This is a genomic window from Halomonas sp. HP20-15 (assembly GCF_033446685.1).
Taxonomy (GTDB): Bacteria; Pseudomonadota; Gammaproteobacteria; order Pseudomonadales; family Halomonadaceae; genus Modicisalibacter.
The window spans coordinates 29222-47489 of sequence record NZ_JAWQLY010000018.1 but is presented as its reverse complement, the minus strand read 5'-3'; the positions used below and the strand labels follow the sequence as shown (position 1 = coordinate 47489).

Annotated in this window: 17 protein-coding genes and 1 pseudogene; 8 read left to right on the top strand and 10 right to left on the bottom strand. The window is 66.5% G+C overall.

Annotated features, from left to right (window positions below; genetic code table 11):
- Nucleotides 1–198: 198 nt before the first annotated feature.
- A pseudogene (locus tag R6258_RS17770) lies at nt 199–324 on the top strand (tRNA (adenosine(37)-N6)-threonylcarbamoyltransferase complex transferase subunit TsaD); the annotation flags it as partial.
- 56 nt (nt 325–380) lie between these two features.
- On the opposite strand, the gene R6258_RS17765 reads toward R6258_RS17770, so the two are convergent.
- Nucleotides 381–968 carry a glycerol-3-phosphate acyltransferase gene (locus R6258_RS17765; RefSeq protein ID WP_318453138.1) on the bottom strand — a complete coding sequence of 196 codons (588 nt, stop codon included), beginning with the start codon at nt 966–968 and terminating at the stop codon, nt 381–383.
- A gap of 96 nt (nt 969–1064) precedes the next feature.
- Between R6258_RS17765 and folB the strand changes: the two genes are divergently transcribed.
- Together folB and folK are read left to right on the top strand one after the other, a co-directional pair.
- On the top strand, nt 1065–1421 hold the full coding sequence (gene folB / locus R6258_RS17760; RefSeq protein WP_318453136.1) for a dihydroneopterin aldolase: 357 nt from the start codon (nt 1065–1067) through the stop codon (nt 1419–1421).
- Entirely contained in the window at nt 1418–1936 is a 519-nt protein-coding gene (gene folK / locus R6258_RS17755; RefSeq protein ID WP_318453135.1) for a 2-amino-4-hydroxy-6-hydroxymethyldihydropteridine diphosphokinase, read from the top strand. Before folB ends, folK begins: the two co-directional genes overlap by 4 nt.
- 15 nt (nt 1937–1951) lie before the next feature.
- On the opposite strand, the gene R6258_RS17750 is transcribed toward folK, so the two are convergent.
- From R6258_RS17750 to R6258_RS17715, 8 genes are all read right to left on the bottom strand, one after another.
- Nucleotides 1952–3079, bottom strand: a complete 1128-nt coding sequence (locus R6258_RS17750) for a polynucleotide adenylyltransferase (RefSeq protein WP_318453133.1) — start codon at nt 3077–3079, stop codon at nt 1952–1954.
- On the bottom strand, nt 3076–3405 hold the full coding sequence (gene glpE, locus R6258_RS17745) for a thiosulfate sulfurtransferase GlpE (protein WP_318453130.1): 330 nt from the start codon (nt 3403–3405) through the stop codon (nt 3076–3078). Before glpE ends, R6258_RS17750 begins: the two co-directional genes overlap by 4 nt.
- Before the next feature lie 78 nt (nt 3406–3483).
- Nucleotides 3484–4311 carry a symmetrical bis(5'-nucleosyl)-tetraphosphatase gene (locus R6258_RS17740; protein WP_318453128.1) on the bottom strand — a complete coding sequence of 276 codons (828 nt, stop codon included), beginning with the start codon at nt 4309–4311 and terminating at the stop codon, nt 3484–3486.
- Nucleotides 4312–4387: 76 nt separating this feature from the next.
- Entirely contained in the window at nt 4388–4771 is a 384-nt protein-coding gene (gene apaG, locus R6258_RS17735; RefSeq protein ID WP_318453140.1) for a Co2+/Mg2+ efflux protein ApaG, read from the bottom strand.
- Entirely contained in the window at nt 4771–5598 is an 828-nt protein-coding gene (gene rsmA / locus R6258_RS17730; RefSeq protein WP_318453126.1) for a 16S rRNA (adenine(1518)-N(6)/adenine(1519)-N(6))-dimethyltransferase RsmA, read from the bottom strand. The genes apaG and rsmA overlap by 1 nt, the downstream gene beginning before the upstream one ends.
- 29 nt (nt 5599–5627) lie before the next feature.
- The gene (gene pdxA, locus R6258_RS17725; protein ID WP_318453124.1) at nt 5628–6656 is read right to left on the bottom strand and encodes a 4-hydroxythreonine-4-phosphate dehydrogenase PdxA; all 1029 of its coding nucleotides are present in this window, start codon (nt 6654–6656) and stop codon (nt 5628–5630) included.
- Nucleotides 6649–7956: a peptidylprolyl isomerase gene (locus R6258_RS17720; RefSeq protein ID WP_318453122.1), complete on the bottom strand. Its 1308-nt coding sequence runs from the start codon at nt 7954–7956 to the stop codon at nt 6649–6651. Before R6258_RS17720 ends, pdxA begins: the two co-directional genes overlap by 8 nt.
- Before the next feature lie 14 nt (nt 7957–7970).
- Nucleotides 7971–10427 carry an LPS-assembly protein LptD gene (locus R6258_RS17715; protein ID WP_318453120.1) on the bottom strand — a complete coding sequence of 819 codons (2457 nt, stop codon included), beginning with the start codon at nt 10425–10427 and terminating at the stop codon, nt 7971–7973.
- Nucleotides 10428–10605: 178 nt separating this feature from the next.
- Between R6258_RS17715 and R6258_RS17710 the strand changes: the two genes are divergently transcribed.
- The 3 genes from R6258_RS17710 (at nt 10606) to R6258_RS17700 (ending at nt 12840) form a co-directional block, all read left to right on the top strand.
- Nucleotides 10606–11628 (top strand): aminoglycoside phosphotransferase family protein, encoded by a 1023-nt coding sequence (locus R6258_RS17710; protein WP_318453118.1) that lies wholly within the window; start codon nt 10606–10608, stop codon nt 11626–11628.
- 17 nt (nt 11629–11645) lie between these two features.
- The gene (gene murU, locus R6258_RS17705) at nt 11646–12323 is read left to right on the top strand and encodes an N-acetylmuramate alpha-1-phosphate uridylyltransferase MurU (RefSeq protein WP_318453116.1); all 678 of its coding nucleotides are present in this window, start codon (nt 11646–11648) and stop codon (nt 12321–12323) included.
- A 97-nt stretch (nt 12324–12420) separates the two neighbouring features.
- Nucleotides 12421–12840, top strand: coding sequence for an OsmC family protein (locus R6258_RS17700; RefSeq protein ID WP_318453115.1), 420 nt, complete (start codon nt 12421–12423; stop codon nt 12838–12840).
- Between the two features lie 63 nt (nt 12841–12903).
- Here R6258_RS17700 and R6258_RS17695 read toward each other — a convergent pair whose 3' ends face one another.
- A complete protein-coding gene (locus tag R6258_RS17695) occupies nt 12904–14805 on the bottom strand; it encodes a glycoside hydrolase family 15 protein (protein WP_318453113.1) in 1902 nt (633 codons plus the stop codon).
- Between the two features lie 496 nt (nt 14806–15301).
- Here R6258_RS17695 and R6258_RS17690 point away from each other — a divergent pair, with 496 nt between their 5' ends.
- Both R6258_RS17690 and R6258_RS17685 read left to right on the top strand, forming a co-directional pair.
- Nucleotides 15302–17101, top strand: coding sequence for a thiamine pyrophosphate-requiring protein (locus R6258_RS17690; protein WP_318453111.1), 1800 nt, complete (start codon nt 15302–15304; stop codon nt 17099–17101).
- Between the two features lie 21 nt (nt 17102–17122).
- Nucleotides 17123–18220, top strand: coding sequence for an enolase C-terminal domain-like protein (locus R6258_RS17685; protein ID WP_318453109.1), 1098 nt, complete (start codon nt 17123–17125; stop codon nt 18218–18220).
- Nucleotides 18221–18268: the final 48 nt, after the last annotated feature.

The following is an 18268-nucleotide window of genomic DNA, read 5'->3' as shown; positions in this document are numbered from 1 at the left end:
TCCGCGCTGGCCGCTGGCCGAATTGACGCCGCCTGCCACTTCAAAGTGAAATAACCCCGCGCAATGATCGCGCTCTTTACGTGACAGCGCCCAGCGCTTGTTGGTCGGTGAGCGCGACGGCGATGCCATGCTTGCCGTTCCGCGCTGGCCGCTGGCCGAATTGACGCCGCCTGCCACTTCAAAGTGAAATAACCCCGCGCAATGATCGCGCTCTTATGTGACAGCGCCCAGCGCCTGTTGGCTGGCGAGCGCGACGGCGATGCCAAGCTTGCCGTTCCGCGCTGGCCGTTGGCTGAACTGACACCGCCTGCCACTTCAGCGTGAAATAACACCGCGCGATGATCGCGCTCTTATGTGACAGCGCCCTAGCCCTGGCGCGCTTATTCCCCGGTCGAGTCGCCGGTGAGACGCCGGATGTACCAGACATGGCGCACCAGCACCAACAGGGCAAAGACGATCACCACCGCCACGTACTCGCGCGCCAGCCACACGCTCGCCAACGGCGCCAGCAGCGCCGCGCCCAGCGAGGCCACCGCCGCGGTGCGCACCCGCCAGGCGAGCAGCGCCCAGCACAGCGCGCACAACAGCGCCACGTAGGGCGTCAGCACCAGCAGCACGCCGAAGGCGCTGGCCACCGCCCTGCCACCCTGCAGGCGATACCACAGCGGATAGCTGTGACCCAGCAGCACACCGAGCCCGACCAGGCCCTGGGCCCAGGGCGACAGCTCGCCGGCGCGGGCCAGCCATAGCACCGGCATGCCCTTGGCGGCGTCGACGCTCAGGGTCACCAGCGCCAGGCGCGGACCATAGAGACGCAACACGTTGGAGAAACCGGGGTTGCGCGAACCCCGCCAGCGCGGGTCGGTCACCCCAGCCAGGCGACACACCCAGACCGCGCCCAGCAGGCCGCCGCACAGGTAACCGAGCACGACCAGCATGACGAGTTCGACGACATCGATGGGGGGCATGGCGGCTTCCGTAAAATCGCTCGCGGCAATCCCGGGATTCTGCCACTTTGCTGTCGTACAATCGAAGCCCGACTACCAGTGAAGGACTTTTTGACCGTGGATCGCGTGTTGATCGAAGGCTTGGCCGTGGAGACGGTGATCGGCGTCTACGCCTGGGAGCGCAGCATTCGCCAGCGGCTGGTGCTCGACCTGGAACTGGCTACCGATATCCGCCCGGCCGCGGCCGACGATGACTTGGCGCATACGCTGGATTACGCCGCGATCAGCGCGCGCATCGGCGACTTCGCCACCCACAGTCGCTTCGAGCTGGTGGAAACCTTCGCCGAGCGCCTCGCCGCGTTGCTGCGCGAGGAGTTTGCCATCGCCTGGTTGCGCCTGACCGTGCGCAAGCCGGGCGCGGTGGCCGAGGCCCACGCGGTCGGCGTGCGCATCGAGCGCGGGGAGATCACATGACCCGGGTGGTGGTCAGCATCGGCAGCAACATCGAGCGCGAGCATCATGTGCGCCACTGCCTCGACGCGCTCGCTGCCGACTTCACGGCGCTGCGCGTTTCGCGGGTCTTCGAGAGCGAGCCGGTAGGCTTCGAGGATGGCCGCAACTTCTACAACCTGGTCGCCGCCTTCGATAGCCACGCCTCGGTGGGCGAGTTGCAGGCCTGGTGCAAGCGTCTCGAGTTCGCCCACGGGCGGCGCGCCAACAGCCCCAAGTTCAGCCCACGGCGGCTCGACATCGACCTGCTCACGGTCGGCGCGCTGACCGGATGCATCGACGGCGTCGCCCTGCCACGCGACGAGATCACCGCCAATGCCTTCGTCCTGCAGCCGCTCGCCGAGCTCTTGCCCGACGACCACCATCCGCTAAACAACCAGCGCTACGCCGATCTCTGGGCCGCCTTCGAGCTTGGCGTGCAACGCCTATGGCCGGTGGATTTCATCTGGCAAGGACAACTAATCTCGCGGGCTGATTGAGGACGGCAATCTCGCTCAAGAAAGCGCTTCGGCGATCGCCGCCTGGCGGCGCCGGGCCAGTTCGGCACCCAGTTCGCCACCGCGAAAGCCCTCGTCGAGCAGATTCCGCGGTTCGATCCTTGCGGCGGCGCGCCAGGCGCGCTCCAGGCGCTCGGCCAACGCCGGTGCCTCGCCCCCGAACAGCGCCAGCAGGGCCGGTACCCGCTCGCTGCGTCGCCAGCCATCGATGGCGTTGAGCCAGTCCAGCGTGCGTGTCGCGTCGAGCGGCGCGCCGGTCAACCACAGCGTCCGGCTCAGCGCCACCTGGCGGGCCAGGTCGCGGTAGGCGTTGGGCACCTTTAGCCGGTCGTGCAGCGCCTCGCGCGTGGCCTCGTCGAGGTGCTCGACCAGCCGCGCCCAGCGCCATTGGGTCAGCGTCCACGGCGGCGCATCGGGCACCGCCATCAGGCGTTCCAGGGCTTCGTGCAGGGCCGTCCGGTCGGCAGCCAGCTCGGGCATCAGGAGCGTCAGCGCCGCGCAATCCTCAAGACAGCCGAAATAGGCCTGCGGCTGCGGTTCGCCGAGCGCCTTCTCGGTTTCCTGCCAGATGCGCTCGGCGGCCAGATGCTCCAGCTCGCCGCTCTCGGCCAGTCGGCGCATGAGTAGTCGAGTCTCGTCGGCGACGGCAAACCCCAGGCCGCGATAGCGCGCCAGGAAACGCGCGGTCCGCAGCACCCGCAGCGGATCCTCGACGAAGGCCGGCGAGACGTGGCGCAATAGCCGCGCCTCCAGATCGCGCCGGCCGTGAAAGGGATCGACCAGCGTGCCATCGGGGGCCTCGGCCATGGCGTTGATGGTCAAATCGCGCCGCTCGAGATCCTCCTCGAGGGTCACCTCGGGGCTGGCGTGGACGACGAACCCGGTATAGCCATGCCCGGCCTTGCGCTCGGTGCGCGCCAGGGCGTACTCCTCGTGACTCAGGGGATGCAAAAAAACCGGGAAATCGCGCCCCACCGGCTTGAAGCCACGCTCGAGCATGACTTCGGGGGTCGTCCCGACCACCACCCAGTCCCGATCGACCACCGGCCAGCCCAGCCGCGCATCGCGGACCGCGCCGCCCACTCGATACACGTTCAGTCCGGCGGTATGACGATCGGCGTTCATCGCTCGACGCGGTGCGGGTGGTTGGCTTCCCAGCCGACGAAGCCGCCGTCCAGGCTGTAGACCCGCGTGAAGCCCTGGCCGACCAGCCACTCGGCGGCCTGCTGGCTGGAATGGCCGTGATAGCAGACCACCACCATGGTCTGATCGCCGGGGGCCTGATCGACCAGGTCGCCGACCGTGGCGTTGTCGACATGGCGACTGCCGGGAATGTGCCCGCGCGAGAAGCTCAACGGGTCGCGGATATCCACCAGCGTCAGCGGCTGGTCGCTATCCAGCCAGCGTTCGAGGGTGGCGTGGTCGAGATGATCGAAGGGGGTCTGGCTCATGCGCCCTCCTGGGGCCTCGGTGCAATGATTGGCGCGTTCGCGCTGGGGTTCTTCGCGATGATCTACCGGCAACGTAGCTCACTCGCGCGGGCGGCAGGGCTCGCTGACCCGGCGACCGCTGTCGAGATCGAGCGCGGTCAGGCTATTGCCCCACACGCAGCCGGTATCCAGCGCTTCGGCACGCAACGCGGCGCCGGGCGTGCGGCCTTCGAGCGCGGCCCAGTGGCCGAACAGCACCCGCGGGTCGTCCTCGCGAGGGTAGCAAAACCACGGTTCGACCCCCTCGGGAGCGCTGTCCAGGCCCTCCTTGGCGGCGAAGTCGAGGGTACCGTCGGCGGCGATGAAACGCATCCGGGTGAACACGTTGACGATCGCTCGCAGCCGGTCGATACCCTCGAGCGAGTCGTCCCAGCGCGCCGGCGTATTGCCGTACATCCGCTCGAAGAATGCCCCGGCGCGCTCGCCGGCCAGGCAGGTCTCGACCTCGCCGGCGAGCGCGCGGGCCCCGTCCAGCGACCACTGCGGCAACAACCCGGCGTGCACCATCAGCGTACGCGCCGGGCTAGCGCTGCCATCGTCGACCAGCAGCGGCTGGCGCTGCAGCCAGTCGAGCAGCGCCTCGCGGTCGGGGGCTTCGAGGATCGCCGCGAGGGTATCGGAGCGCTTCAAGGAGCCACCACCGCGCGCCACGCCGAGCAGGTGCAGGTCGTGATTGCCCAGCACCACCCGCGCGGCGTCGCCCAGCGCCTTGACCTCGCGCAGGCAGGCCAGCGAGCCCGGGCCGCGATTGACCAGGTCGCCGGCGAGCCACAGGCGGTCGCGGCGCGGATCGAAGTCCAGGCGCTCGAGCAGCGCCACGAATTCGGCGTGGCAGCCCTGCAGATCTCCGATGGCGTAGGTAGTCATGGGCCTCCTGCCTGACTCTGGTTTGGCCAGGGTAACGCTAAGTGGATGGTCGGTCTGACGGGCGGACCAGGCGGCGTCAGTGCACCTGGTTGGGTCCGGCCAGGCGGAACGGCGCGATGTTGACCTCGAAAGGACGCTGCGCCGCGCTCTCGACGCAGGTATAGGTGCCCTCCATCACGCCGACCGGGCCATCGAGCACCGCGCGGCTGGTATAGCGAAAGCTCTGGCCGGGGCCGATCATCGGCTGCTTGCCGACCACGCCCTTGCCGCGCACTTCCTGGACCTTGCCGCTGCCCTGGGTGATCTTCCAGTAGCGGGCCAGCAACTGGACCGCCTGCGGCGAATGGTTGTGCACGGTGATGGTATAGCTGAACACGTAACGCTGTTCGGCCGGCGACGACTCCTCGACCCGATAGTGGGGCTCGACGTCGACGCGGATGGCCTCGCTCAGTTCGTCGATCAAGGCGATTCTCCGGCCAGGTGATTGGCGATGGTGACCAGCTCGGCCACACTCAGGGTCTGCGGGCGCCGCGCCGGATCGATACCCAGCGCCTCGAGCGCCTCGCCGGACAGCCGCGTCTTGAGATTGTTGCGCAGCGTCTTGCGGCGCTGGGCGAAGGCCTGGCGTACGACGTCGGCGAACAGCGACTCGTCGATGGCCGGCGACGGCAATTCACCATGCGGCACCAGGCGAACGATCGCCGAGTCGACCTTGGGCCGCGGCACGAAGGCCTCGGGCGGTACCGTGAACAGCGCATCGATGCGACAGTAGTACTGGGCCATTACCGACAACCGCCCCCAATCGGCGCCGCCCGGTTCGGCGGCGAGGCGCTCGACGACCTCCTTCTGCAGCATGAAATGCATGTCGGCGATCGCTTCGCGGGCACCGAGCAGATGGAAGATCAGCGGCGTGGAGATATTGTACGGCAGATTGCCGACCACCCTCAGCGGCGCGCCGTCGCCCTTCAAGGCGGCGAAATCGAGAGCCAGCGCATCGCCTTCGTGAATCACGAAGTCCGGGTAATTGAAGAATTGCACACGCAGCCCGGGAATCAAGTCGCGATCGAGCTCGACGACCTCCAGGACGCCGTCGGCGGCCTCGATCAGCGGTTCGGTCAGCGCGCCCTGGCCCGGACCGATCTCGACCAGCCGCTCGCCGGGGCGCGGCGCGATGCTGCGCACGATGCGCATGATCACCCCCGGATCGCGCAGGAAGTTCTGGCCGAAGCGCTTGCGCGCCCGGTGTTGCGGCGGCTCTGGACGCTGATCGCGGGTACCTGAAGACATGCGGCGGGGAGTTCCTTGGGTTGCAATTCTCATCGCGGGTGCGGATCGGCCAGCGCCATCTCGGTGGCGACTTTCAGCGCCACGTGCAGGCTACCGGCATCGATGCGACCGCTGCCGGCCAGATCCAGCGCCGTGCCGTGGTCCACCGAGGTGCGCACGATCGGCAGCCCCAGGGTGATGTTGGCGGCCTGACCGAAGCCGGCGAACTTGAGCACCGGCAGGCCCTGGTCATGATACATCGCCAGCACCGCGTCGATACCCTCGAGCCGATGCGGGGTGAACAGCGTATCGGCGGGCCACGGCCCCTCGAGGTCGAGCCCCTCGTCACGCAGGCGTTCAAGGGTGGGAATGATGACCTCGAGCTCCTCGCGCCCCAGGTGGCCGCCCTCGCCGGCGTGCGGGTTCAGGCCGCACACCGCGATGCGCGGCCTGGCGATGCCGAAGTGGCGGCGCAGGTCGGTATCGAGGATGCCCAGCACCCGGCGCAGGCCAGATTCGCTAATGGCGTCGGCCACCGCGCGCAGCGGCAGGTGGGTCGTCGCCAGCGCGACCCGCAACGCCCGGCCCCCCATCGCCGCGGGCAGTTGCGTGGCCAGCATCATCACCACCTCGTCGACGCCGCAGGCATCGCGCAGGTACTCGGTATGCCCGGTAAAGCCGCCGTGGCCGGCCTCGATGATTACGCCCTTGTGCAGCGGCGCGGTGACCATCGCCTGGGCCCGTCCGTCGCGGCAGGCGGCGATCGCCCGGTCGAGCAGCTCGAGTACGTAAGCGCCGTTGGCGGGATCCAGCACGCCGGGCGTGACCGGCGCGCGCAACGCGACCGGCCAGACCGGCAACACGCCGGGCCGCGGCGCGGGAACGCCGGCGTGGGGATCGAGTGGTTCGATCCCGACCGTCAGGCCGAGCTGGCGAGCCCGCGCCGCGAGCAGGTCGGGATCACCGATCGCTACCAGCCGGCAGGCGGGCAGTTGGCCATCGGCCGCCAGCAACAGCGCCAGATCGGGGCCGATGCCGGCCGGCTCGCCGGTGGTCAGCGCGAGTAGCGGCTCACTCATCGCCGGAGGGGGTCAGCCGCTCGTCGACGTAGGCCTCGGCGCGGATCTGCTGCATCCAGGCTTCCAGCTCCTCGTTGACCTTGCGCTGGAACAGCGTGTCGCGAATCCGGCTGCGCTGCGCCTCGCCGGTCACATCGCGCTGGCGGCGATCCTCGACCTTGATCAGGTGATAGCCGTAACGGGTCTGTACCGGCTGGCTTATCTCGCCCACCGCCAGCTGGTTGGCGGCGTCCTCGAACGACGGCACCATCTGACCGGGACGCACCCAGCCCAGGTCGCCGCCGTTGAGCGCGCTGCCGCGGTCGTCGCTGACCTGCTGGGCGACGCTGGCGAAATCCTCGCCGGCGACGATGCGCTGACGGGTGCGCTCGGCGAGCGCCCGGGCCTGTTCGGCATCGCGGTTGGGGGTGGTCTCGATCAGGATATGGCGGATCTTCTGTTCCTCGACCACCGCCTGCTGCGACTGGCCGGCGCCCTGACGATCCAGCAACTTGACCAGATGGAAGCCGCTGGGGCTGCGCAGTGGCTCGCTGACCTCGCCGACGCTGAGCTGCGGCACCACATCGGCAAAGATGGTGGGCAGCTCGGCGCCGCTGCGCCAGCCCAGGTTGCCACCCTCGAGGGCGTTGGAGCCATCGGATTCGGCGGCCGCCACAGCGGCGAAATCGGCGCCGTTCTGGAGCTGGCGCTGAATGGCCTGGATGCGCTGCTGGGCGCTGCGCACCTGATCCGGCGAGGGCGACTGCGGCAACGCGACCAGGATATGGCCCAACTGATAACGCGCGTCTCGTGCGCCGCCCTGCTGGGCCAGGTAACGATCGACCTCCTGGTCGGCGACGTTGACCCGGCTGGCGACGCGGCGCTGCTGGAGCTGACGAATCAGCATCTCGCGGCGGATCTGCTCGCGCACCGCCGCCAGCGACAGCCCCTGACTCTCGAGGGTGTCGGCGAATTGATCGAGGCTCATGCCGTTGTTCTCGGCCACCGAACGCACCGCCCGGTTGAGCTCGGTGTCGTCGACCGTCAGGTTGGCCTCCTCGGCCATCTGCAGCTGGATCTGCTCGACGATCATGCGATCGAGCACCTGCTGGCGAAGCGCCTGATCGGAGGGCATGGCGATGTTGCTGCTGGCCAGCTGGCTACGGGCCTGAGCGACCCGGTCGCGCAATTCGCTGGCCATGATGGCATCGTCGTTGACCACGGCGACGATACGGTCGAGCGGTTGCTCGGCGGCCGGCGCCAGCGCGGGAAAAGCCAGCACCAGCGCCAGGCTCAGCGATGCAAACAGACGTCTGCGCATGAAAACCTCTTCTTTCAGAACGGGGTCGGTTGATAGCCGGGAATAGACTCGGCGAAGACTTCGTCGGTTCCCTGACCGACGCCGCCCAGGCCCTTGAAGACGAAGCGCAGGAACAGCCCGCGATCGGTGTAATCGTCCTCGACCGTGTTGGCGGTATCGTTGTCCTCGATCCACTCGCGCCAGGCCAGCTGGACGCCGTAGCAGCAATCGTTCCACTGGATGCCGGCAAGCTGGTCGAGCGCCCGGTCGTTGGTATTGTCGTAGGTGTAGCGGCCGATCAGGTCCCAGCGCGCGCCGACCTTGTAGGCGAACGAGGCGTCGAACTCCTCGCGGTTGTAGCCCACCCGGTCCTCGGCGTCGTCGGAGGGATCGAAGCCCTCGAGCTCCCAGCGGTAACCGAGATTGAGCACGTGGCCCTCGGGGTGACGATAACGCAGGTAGGTCGCGGTACGCTCGGTGATCTCGCGATGCTCGTCGTAGAGCCACACGTAGCGCGTGCTCCAGCGATCGGTGATCTGCCAGTCGAGCTGGGTGGCGATCGGCGAGCGGTCGCGGGTGGCATCGTACCAGTCCTGGTAGTTGCGGTCGCGATCGGGCAGCGCCAGGTCGCCCTCCATGCCGATCACCCGGTTCTCGAGGTAGGCACTCTGACCCACTGCCAGCGACAGCCGCTGGCGACCGCTGTCGTCCTCGAGAAAGCGCGTCGACACGCCATAGGAGATCTTGTTGACGTCGCCCACCCGGTCGCTGCCGGAGAAGCGATACGGCGTCCACAGCTGGCCGTAGGAGAACGACCGCTCGCTGGTATCGAAGTCGGGGAACTCGCTCTGATCGCGTGCCGGCGCATAGGCGTAATAAAGCCGCGGTTCCAGCGTCTGGCGCCAGGCCTCGTCGAACAGCGAGACATCGCGCTCGAAGATCAGCCCGCTGTCCACCGAGCTAACCGGCACGGTGCGCGACAGGCTCTCTGCGCGGTCGGTATCGCGGTTGCCGTAGTCGAGCTGATATTGAGTATGCAGCAGCTCGAAGCGCGGCTCGAGGTAGCCCCAGCCCGGGTCGTAACGCCAGCCGACCGCCGGCGCCAGGTGTACCCGGGTGCCGTTAGCCGCTTCGCGTATGGGGATCCGGCGCGCGCGGTCATTTTCATCGAGCCAGACACCCTGCTCGTCTGCGTCGACGTCGCGCCAGAAGTAGGTGGCGTTGGAGCGCCACTGCTGGTAGAAGCCGCTGTCCTGCGACCAGCGGGCATTGGCGGTCAGGCTGGGCAGGCGGTAGAACGGCTTGTCGTCCTCGTCCAGCGGGTAGTCGAGCTTCTGGTAGCCCTGGGCCTTGGCCTCGAGCTGCCAGGTCTGACCGCTGTAGTCGAGCTCGGCGAGGCGCGCCAGGTAGCTGGTCTCGTTCTCGGTGAAGTTGCGTCCGAAGTCGTCGAAATAGCGACCGTCGCTGGCGGCGCCGTAGCGCAGGTTGTAACGCAGCCGGGGATCGAAGCGCCCCCGGTGACGGTAATCGATGTACCAGCGGTCCTCGCCCTCGAAGGCATCGTCGTCGTCATTGGGATTGGCACTCTCCCCGCCGCGGTCGCTGCTCAGGTAGGCACCCTCGACCTGGCCCTGGTCCTCGCCGAACAGGTAGCGGAATTCGCCGCCCAGCAACAGGCCGTGGTTGCTCAACCAGCGCGGCGTCAGCGTGGCGTCGTAGTTCGGCGCCAGGTTGAAGTAGTACGGTTGGGCATAATCGATCCCGTCACTGGACACGCCGATCGTCGGCCATAGGAAGCCCGACTGGCGGCGGTCGTCGATGGGAAAGCGCACCCATGGCCAATAGAATACCGGGACCCGGCCGATCTCGAGCCGGGCATGCTTGGCGGTGCCGTAGCCGGCCTCGCGGTCGATGATCACATCGTTGCCGACCACCCGCCACAGGCGGCTGTCGGGGGCACAGGTGGTGAAGCTGGCCTCGCGCAGGCGATAGCGACCGTCCTCGAGGCGCGCCAGTTGCACGGCATCGCCGCGCAGATGCTGATCGTGCAACACGTAATGGGCGTCTTCGACCTGGGCGGCATCGCTGTCGAGCGCGAGCTGGCCGTCGCCGCCACGCACCAGCAGGCCCTGGTCACGCAGGGTCAGCGGGCCTTCGGCGAAGGCCGTGTCGCGGGCCGCGTTGACCCGTACCCGGGGCGCCTCGAGCTGACTGTTACCGCGACGCAGCAGCACCTCACCGCGCAGGATGGTGGCGCCCTGATCGCCGTACTCGGCCTGGTCGGAGGCCGAACGCACCTCGCGCGGCGTGTCGCCGGGCGCCAGGCGATACTCGGGAATGACATAGCGGCCCCGGCACACGGCATCGGCCGGGGCATCGTCGCCCCACGGCTGCCAGTCGAGTTGCGAGGCCGGTAGCGTTTGCGGCGGGGCCGCTTGGGCGCCGCTGGTGACCAGTCCGGCGAGGGCAGTCCACAACAATCGCTTGCCCATGGGTCCTCTGTCCTTGGCGGTTGGAATCGGTATTATACAGCCCCGGTGCCGCACGTCCTCCTTCGACGCCAGGGCGCCCGATCGGCGAGGCCGGATCGATAACGCCGGATCGATAACGAGAGGCTGGGAGGAGATCAGCATGCGGTGGCGAACCGACCCCGTCAACCAAGGAGGCCGCATGGCCGACGCGCGACAAACCGACCGCCTCGCCGCCCTGCGCCGCTGGGCCGGCGCACGCCACGCCGCGGATGGCGAACGGCTGCGAATCGAACTGGCCGCCGGCGACGCCAGCTTCCGACGCTATTACCGGCTGTGGCTGGACGACGAGCCCACGCGGATCGTCATGGACGCGCCGCCCGACAAGGAGGACAGCCGGCCGTTCGTGGCCGTCGCCGAGGCCTGGCGCGAGGCCGGCCTGCCGGTGCCGGCGCTGCATCACGCCGATCTCGACAGCGGCTTTCTCGAACTCGAGGATCTCGGCGATACCCCGCTTCATCTATGCCTGGTCGACGCTGCCTCTAGCGACGAAGCCTATCGTGAGGCGCTGACGCTGCTCGCCACGCTACAACGCCGGGCGCCGCGGGCGGGGCTGCCGGCCTACGACGCCGCACTGCTCGGCCGCGAACTCGACCTGTTCCCCGACTGGTGCCTCGAGCGGCTGCTGGGCATCGCTCCGCCGCCCTGCTGGCAGAGCACCCGCGCCCGGCTGATCGAGAGCGCGCTGGACCAGCCGCGGGTCGCCGTGCACCGCGACTTCGATGCCATGAACCTGATGCGCCACGCAGATCGGCTGTGGCTGATCGATTTCCAGGATGCCGTCGACGGGCCGCTCAGCTACGACCTGGTCTCGCTGCTGCGCGGACGCTACCGGCGTTTCGACGAGCTCGACTACGCCGCGCGCATCGAGGCATTCCGCCGCGAGGCGATCGCCGACGGGCGGCTCGCCGAGGGCGTCGGCACCACGACGTTCCGCTACCACGCCGACCTGATGGCGGCGCAACGCTCGCTCAAGGTGCTGGGGATCTTCTGTCGGCTGACCCTGCGCGACGCCAAATCCGGCTATCTCGAGCGTCTGCCGCTGTTTCTCGATCACCTTCGCGACAGCCTGGCCCCCTGGCCGGCCTTCGGCGAGTTGAGCGCCTGGCTGGACAACGATTTCGCACCGGCGCTGAACCGCGAGCTGGCGCGCAGAGCACTATAGAGAAGGGAACTACCGCGATGAAGGCGATGATCCTCGCCGCCGGGCTCGGCACGCGCATGCGTCCGCTGACCGACCATTGTCCCAAGCCACTGCTCGACGTCGCCGGCAAGCCGTTGATCGGCCATCATCTCGAGCGCCTCGCGGCGCTGGGCATCGACGAGGTGGTGATCAACGTCAGCTATCGCGCCGCGCAGATCGTCGAGGCGCTGGGGGACGGTCGCGACTACGGCCTGACGATCCGTTTCAGCCACGAGGCCGAGCCGCTGGAGACCGGCGGCGGCATTCGCCAGGCGCTGGCGCTGCTCGGCGAGGCGCCCTTCCTGCTGGTCAACGGCGACGTCTGGTGCGCACTGGAAAGCGATTGGCTGGCACCGCTGGGCGACGATCTGGCGCGCCTGGTGCTGGTCGACAACCCCGCGCATCACGCCATCGGCGACTTTCACCTCGACGCCGCCGGCCGCGTGCAGGCGACCGGCGAACCGCGCCTGACCTACGCCGGCATCGCCCTGATCGACCCCGCGCTGGTCGCCGGCCAGCCGCCTGGCGCCTTCAAGCTCGCCCCGCTACTGCGCGAGGCCATGGCCGCCGGGCGTGTCGCCGGCAGCCATCATCGCGGCCATTGGGTCGACGTCGGCACCCCGGCGCGGCTGGCCGAGCTGGATCGCTGGCTGCGCCCGTCCGACGCGGATCGCTGAGTCCGTACCGGCTTGCTGGTATGCTGTGTCGTCGCGCGTCATTGCGCTTATTATTCACAGCCGTTCATAGCCATCCGTTAGCGAGGATTCGCCAATCATGAAAGCCAGCGTCAAGTGGACCGACGGTCGCCAGTTCGTCGCCGAGTCGGGCAGTGGGCACAGCGTGGTCATCGATGGCCCGCCGGATCACGGCGGTCGCAACACCGGCCCGCGGCCCATGGAGATGCTGCTGATGGGGCTCGGCGCCTGCACCTCGTTCGACGTTCTGGAAATCCTCGAGAAGTCGCGGGCGCCGGTCAGCGACTGCGTCGCGGCGGTCGAGGCCGAGCGCGCCGACGGCGTGCCCAGCGTGTTCACCAAGATCCACGTGCACTTCACGGTGAGCGGCAGCGGACTCAAGGAGAAGCAGGTCCAGCGTGCCATCGAACTGTCGGCGGAAAAATATTGCAGCGCGTCGATCATGCTCGCCCAGGGCGGCGTCGAAATGACCCACTCCTACGAGATCGTCGAGGCCTGAACGGGTCCGGCATTCTCGCCACCGGGACCCGATAGGCGGTCGCGACCCACGCGGCTGCCACGATCAGTGCTGTTGCCGCGATCGCGCCGGCTGCTTTCGTTGATGGCGGCTGCGGCTGAGGTTATGCGCACTGTTGATTAGGCCGACATGCGAGAAGGCCTGGGGGAAATTGCCCAGCAAGCACTGCTCGATCGGGTGATACTCCTCCGACAGCAGCCCCAGGTCGTTGCGCACGCCCAGCAGTTGATCGAATAACGCGCGCGCCTCGTCGTGGCGCCCCAGCAGCAGTAGATCATCCACCAGCCAGAAGCCGCAGACCATGAAGGAACCCTCCCCGTCGGTCAGGTGCTGCTCCTTGGGCTCGGTCACAAAACGATAGACAAAACCGTCATGGGTCAGCTCGCGCTGAATTGCCTCGATGGTGGCGATGATGCGGGGATCATCGGCGGGCAGGAAGCCCACCAGCGGCAGCAGCAGCAAGGAGGCATCCAGCGCGTCGCTGCCATAATACTGCACGAAACTGTTGCGCTCTCGATTAAAGCCTTTGTCGCAGACCTCATCATGAATCTGCTGACGCAGTTGCTTCCAGCGCTCGACATCGCCTTCGAGAGCGAATTTCTCGGCGCCCTTGATGGCACGATCGATCGCCACCCAGGCCATCACCTTGGAATAGGTGTAATGCTCTTCGGGTCCGCGCAGCTCCCATAGGCTGGAGCCTTTCTGATGCCAGTGGTCTTCAAGATAATCCACCAGTTGGCATTGGATGCTCCACAGAGCCTCGTTGGGTTCGAGGTCGTGAATACGCCCGAAGTGCAGTCCATCCATCACCTCGCCGTAGATATCGAGCTGGACCTGCTGGAAGGCGCCGTTGCCGATACGTACCGGACGACAGCCGTTGAAGCCGGACAGCCAGTCCAACTGGTGCTCGAACAGTCGACGCTCCCCGGCGATGCCATAGATCGGCTGCAGCTTGCCGGGCTCGCCGGCAGCCACTCGCAACAGCCACTGACGCCAGGTATACGCTTCCTGCTGGTAACCCGAGGAGAGCAGCGCATAGAGGGTGAAAGTGGCGTCGCGCAGCCAGGTGTAGCGATAGTCCCAGTTCGCCTCACCGCCGATCCGCTCGGGCAGCGAACAGCTGGCCGCCCCGACGATCCCCCCGGTTTCGGCATCGGTCAGCGCCTTCAGAGTGATCAGCGAGCGCACTACCGGCTCACGAAACTCATCGTCGACGTCACAGCGCGCACTCCAGTCGCGCCACCACTGCTCGACTGATTCAAGGGCCTGCTCCGCATCGCGGGACGGCGGCACTTCCCCATAGGACTGGTACCATGTCAGCACAAAGGGCACCCGCTCGCCGTCTGCCACGCTAAAGATGGCTTGCGTACGGCTCGCACCATCGCTCAGCGGCACCCCGGCTTCCAGCCGCAACCCATCCGGGCCGGCAACCGCCGACATGACGCCCTTGTCATGACGCACCAGCGGCGTCACATCACCATAACCGAAGCGAAACAGCGCATCGCTGCGCATTTCAACCTGTCCCGCGCGACCTTCGACGATACGCATCACATCGACCGAGGCATCGCCCTTTTGGCACAGCGGCATGAAGTCGATCACCGCCACCCGCCCGGTGTCGGTTTCGAATTCCGTTTCCAGTACCAGCGTTTCCCCTCGGTAACGCCGTGTCTGCGAGACGACCGAGCCGGTCGGCATCAGCTGCCAGTAACCGTTATCACGTTCGCCAAGCAGGGCGGCGCAGCAGGCATCGGCATCAAAACGGGGCAGGCACAGCCATTCGATGACCGCATCACGATTGATCAGGGCCGCCGTTCGCATGTTGCCGATGAAACCGTAATCTTCGATCCGTTTAGCTGCAGCTTCCATGCTGAGGCTCCTTCGAATGTAATTGTCGACATGTACTTGGCGGTCGCGCTTACTTCGCCTCCTTCCTGAAACGGCTTTCAAAACCCGACCTTTTCGGCGCAATGCTAATAATTTTAATTATTGGTTTTTCTACACGACGAGATAATTTACCAAGCCAGCTTACAGTGTGCCATCAATAGCAGGCATGTTTCCAAAGCGCTTATCTCTAAAAAGCCTTCCGACTTAGCGTTACCGCGACAGAGATCAACCGATACTCCTCTCGCGCGACACACCACGGCAAGCAAGGCCTTTGACCTTGCTTGATGCCAGCATAGCAGCGGTGTTTCACGCTTAATAATCAGTGCTGCAAATGCATTAAGCGAGCAATCGGCCTTCACTTCATGAGTTTAACAATTCATAAAACTCCCTATTTCCTTAACGTTTTATTAATGAATTTTTTTCATCCCTTGAAACCTGCCAATCGCTTTGACTAGCTTCTAGCCTGAATAAACGAAATCGACCGTTAGCGTCCCGATTATATAATCGGGATTATCGCTCGGCTTTGCTAACGTTATGACTTGCATGGAGGCAGCTCGACATGAGTACTGAGACGGTCAGTGATTTTCTGCTAAAACGATTATCCGAATGGAACGTCCGGCGCATCTTCGGCTATGCCGGTGATGGCATCAACGACATCATGGGCGCGCTGGATCGAGCCGGTGACCGCTTCGATTTCATCCAGACGCGTCACGAAGAGATGGCCGCCTTCATGGCCTGCGGTCACGCCAAGTTCACTGGCGAAGTCGGCGTCTGCCTGGCCACTTCCGGCCCGGGGGCGATCCACCTGCTCAATGGCCTCTACGACGCCAAGAAGGACCACCGCCCCGTGGTGGCGATCGTCGGCCAGCAGGCACGCGGTTCGCTGGGTGGCGACTATCAGCAGGAAGTCGACCTGGCGGCGTTGTACAAGGATGTCGCCAACGAATACGTACACATGGCGACCACCCCCGCCCAGGTGCGCCATCTGATCGACCGTTGCATGCGGATCGCCATCGCCGATCGCACGGTCACCGCACTGATCATTCCCAATGACCTGCAGACCCAGCCCGCCGTCGAGACCCCTCCTCATGCCCACGGCACGGTGCATTCCGGAGTCGGCTATCCGCGCCCGCTGACCCAGCCGTACGAGGACGATCTCAAACGCGCCGCCGCGGTGCTCAACGAGGGCAAGCGCGTCGGCATCCTGGTCGGTGCCGGCGCGCTTAACGCCACCGACGAGGTGATGGAGGTCGCCGACAAGCTGGGCGCGGGGGTCGCCAAGGCGCTGCTGGGGCGTGCCGCGCTGCCCGACGACCTGCCCTACGTGACCGGTTCGATCGGCCTGTTAGGCACCAATCCCAGCTGGGAGATGATGTCGAACTGCGACACCCTGCTGATGATCGGCTCGGCGTTCCCTTACTCGGAATTCCTCCCCGAGGAGGGCCAGGCCCGCGGCGTGCAGATCGACATCGACGGGCGCATGTTGAGCATGCGTTATCCCATGGAGGTCAACCTGATCGGTGACAGCGCCGCCACGCTCAGGGCGTTGCTTCCCTACCTGGAGTACAAGACCGACCGCAGCTGGCGCGAGGAACTCGAGAAGAGCGTCGCGCAGTGGTGGGAGATGCTCGAAGAGCGTGCCATGGCCAGCGCCAACCCGGTCAACCCGCAGCGGGTGTTCTGGGAGCTCTCGCCGAAACTGCCCGACAACAGCATCCTGATCGCCGACTCCGGCTCGTCGGCCAACTGGTTCGCGCGCGATCTCAAGTTGCGCCGCGGCATGCAGGCCACGGTATCGGGTGGGCTGGCGACCATGGGCTGCGGGGTGCCCTACGCGATTTCCGCCAAGCTGGCGCATCCCGAGCGCGCCGTGATCGCAATGGTCGGCGATGGCGCGATGCAGATGAACGGCAATTCGGAACTGGTGACCATCGCCAAGTACTGGCAACGCTGGAGCGATCCGCGGCTGGTGGTGTTGGTGCTCAACAACCAGGATCTCAACCAGGTGACCTGGGAGATGCGCGTCCAGGTGGGCGACCCCAAGTATACCGGCTCGCAGGATCTGCCCGATTTCCCCTATGCCGAGTACGCCGAGCTGATCGGTCTCAAGGGCATCAAGGTCGACGAGCCCGAAGCGCTGGCCGGCGCCTGGGACCGTGCGCTCAACGCCGACCGCCCGGTGGTGCTCGAGGTCAAGACCGACCCCGACGTGCCGCCGATTCCGCCGCATATCAAGCGCGAACAGGCCAAGGCCTACATGTCGGCGCTGATCCATGGCGATCCCGATTCGCTGGGCATCATCAAGGCCTCGTTCAAGCAGTTCGCCCGGGAGATCGTGCCCAAGGTACGCAAGCACTGAGCCAATCGGGAGACGCGACAAATGGTGACGAGCCACGTGCCGGTCGAAGCGGTAGAGACTTCGGTCTATACCATACCCACCGACCAGCCCGAATCCGACGGCACCCTGGCCTGGGATTCGACCACGCTGGTGCTGGTCGAGATCAGCGCCGGCGGCTGCACCGGGCTGGGTTACACCTACGGTGACCCGGCCTGTGCCAGGCTGATCGACGACAAGCTGGCCGGGGTGATCCATGGGCGTAACGCCATGGCGACCCGCGAGTGTTGGCTGGCCATGGTCGAGGCGATCCGCAATCTCGGCAGGCCGGGAATCTGCTCGATGGCGATTGCCGCGGTGGACATCGCGCTTTGGGATCTCAAGGCGCGCCTGTTCGAGGTGCCGCTGGCGACGCTGCTGGGCCCCGTGCGCGAGTCGGTGGCGGTCTACGGCAGCGGTGGCTTTACCGCCTATTCGCAGGATCAACTGTGTCGCCAACTCGCCGGCTGGGTCGAGGCCGGCATCCCGCGGGTCAAGATGAAGATCGGCCGCGAGCCGGCGGCGGACCCCCAGCGCATCCGCCTGGCGCGCGACGCCATCGGTCCCGAGGCGGAGCTCTATGTCGACGCCAACGGCGCCTATGCGCGCAAGCAGGCATTGGCCATGGCCGAGCTGTTTCCGGCGCTGGGGGTGAGCTGGTACGAGGAGCCGGTGTCTTCCGACGATCCCGAGGGGCTGCGCCTGCTGCGCGACCGAGTGCCCGGCGGCGTCGAGATCTCCGCCGGCGAGTACGGCTACGATCTGCCCTACTTTCGCCGCATGCTCGAAGCCCAGACGGTCGACGTGATGCAGGCCGATGCCACCCGCTGCGCCGGGATCACCGGCTTTCTCGATGTCGCGGCGCTATGCGATGCGTGGAAGATCCCCCTGTCGTCGCACACCGCGCCGGCGATCCACCTGCATCCGGGCTGCTGCGCCAAGCCGGTACGCCATCTCGAATACTTTCACGACCACGCGCGCATCGAAGCCTTGCTGTTCGAGGGCAATGTCGGCCCGGTCGAAGGCCATCTGCAGCCCAATCTCGCGCGTCCCGGCCTGGGCCTGAGTCTCGACCGGGAGGCGGCCGCGCGCTACCGGGTCTGAGGTACATGCTCGTTTGAACAATCCATCACCACGACGCAAGGAGGCCAC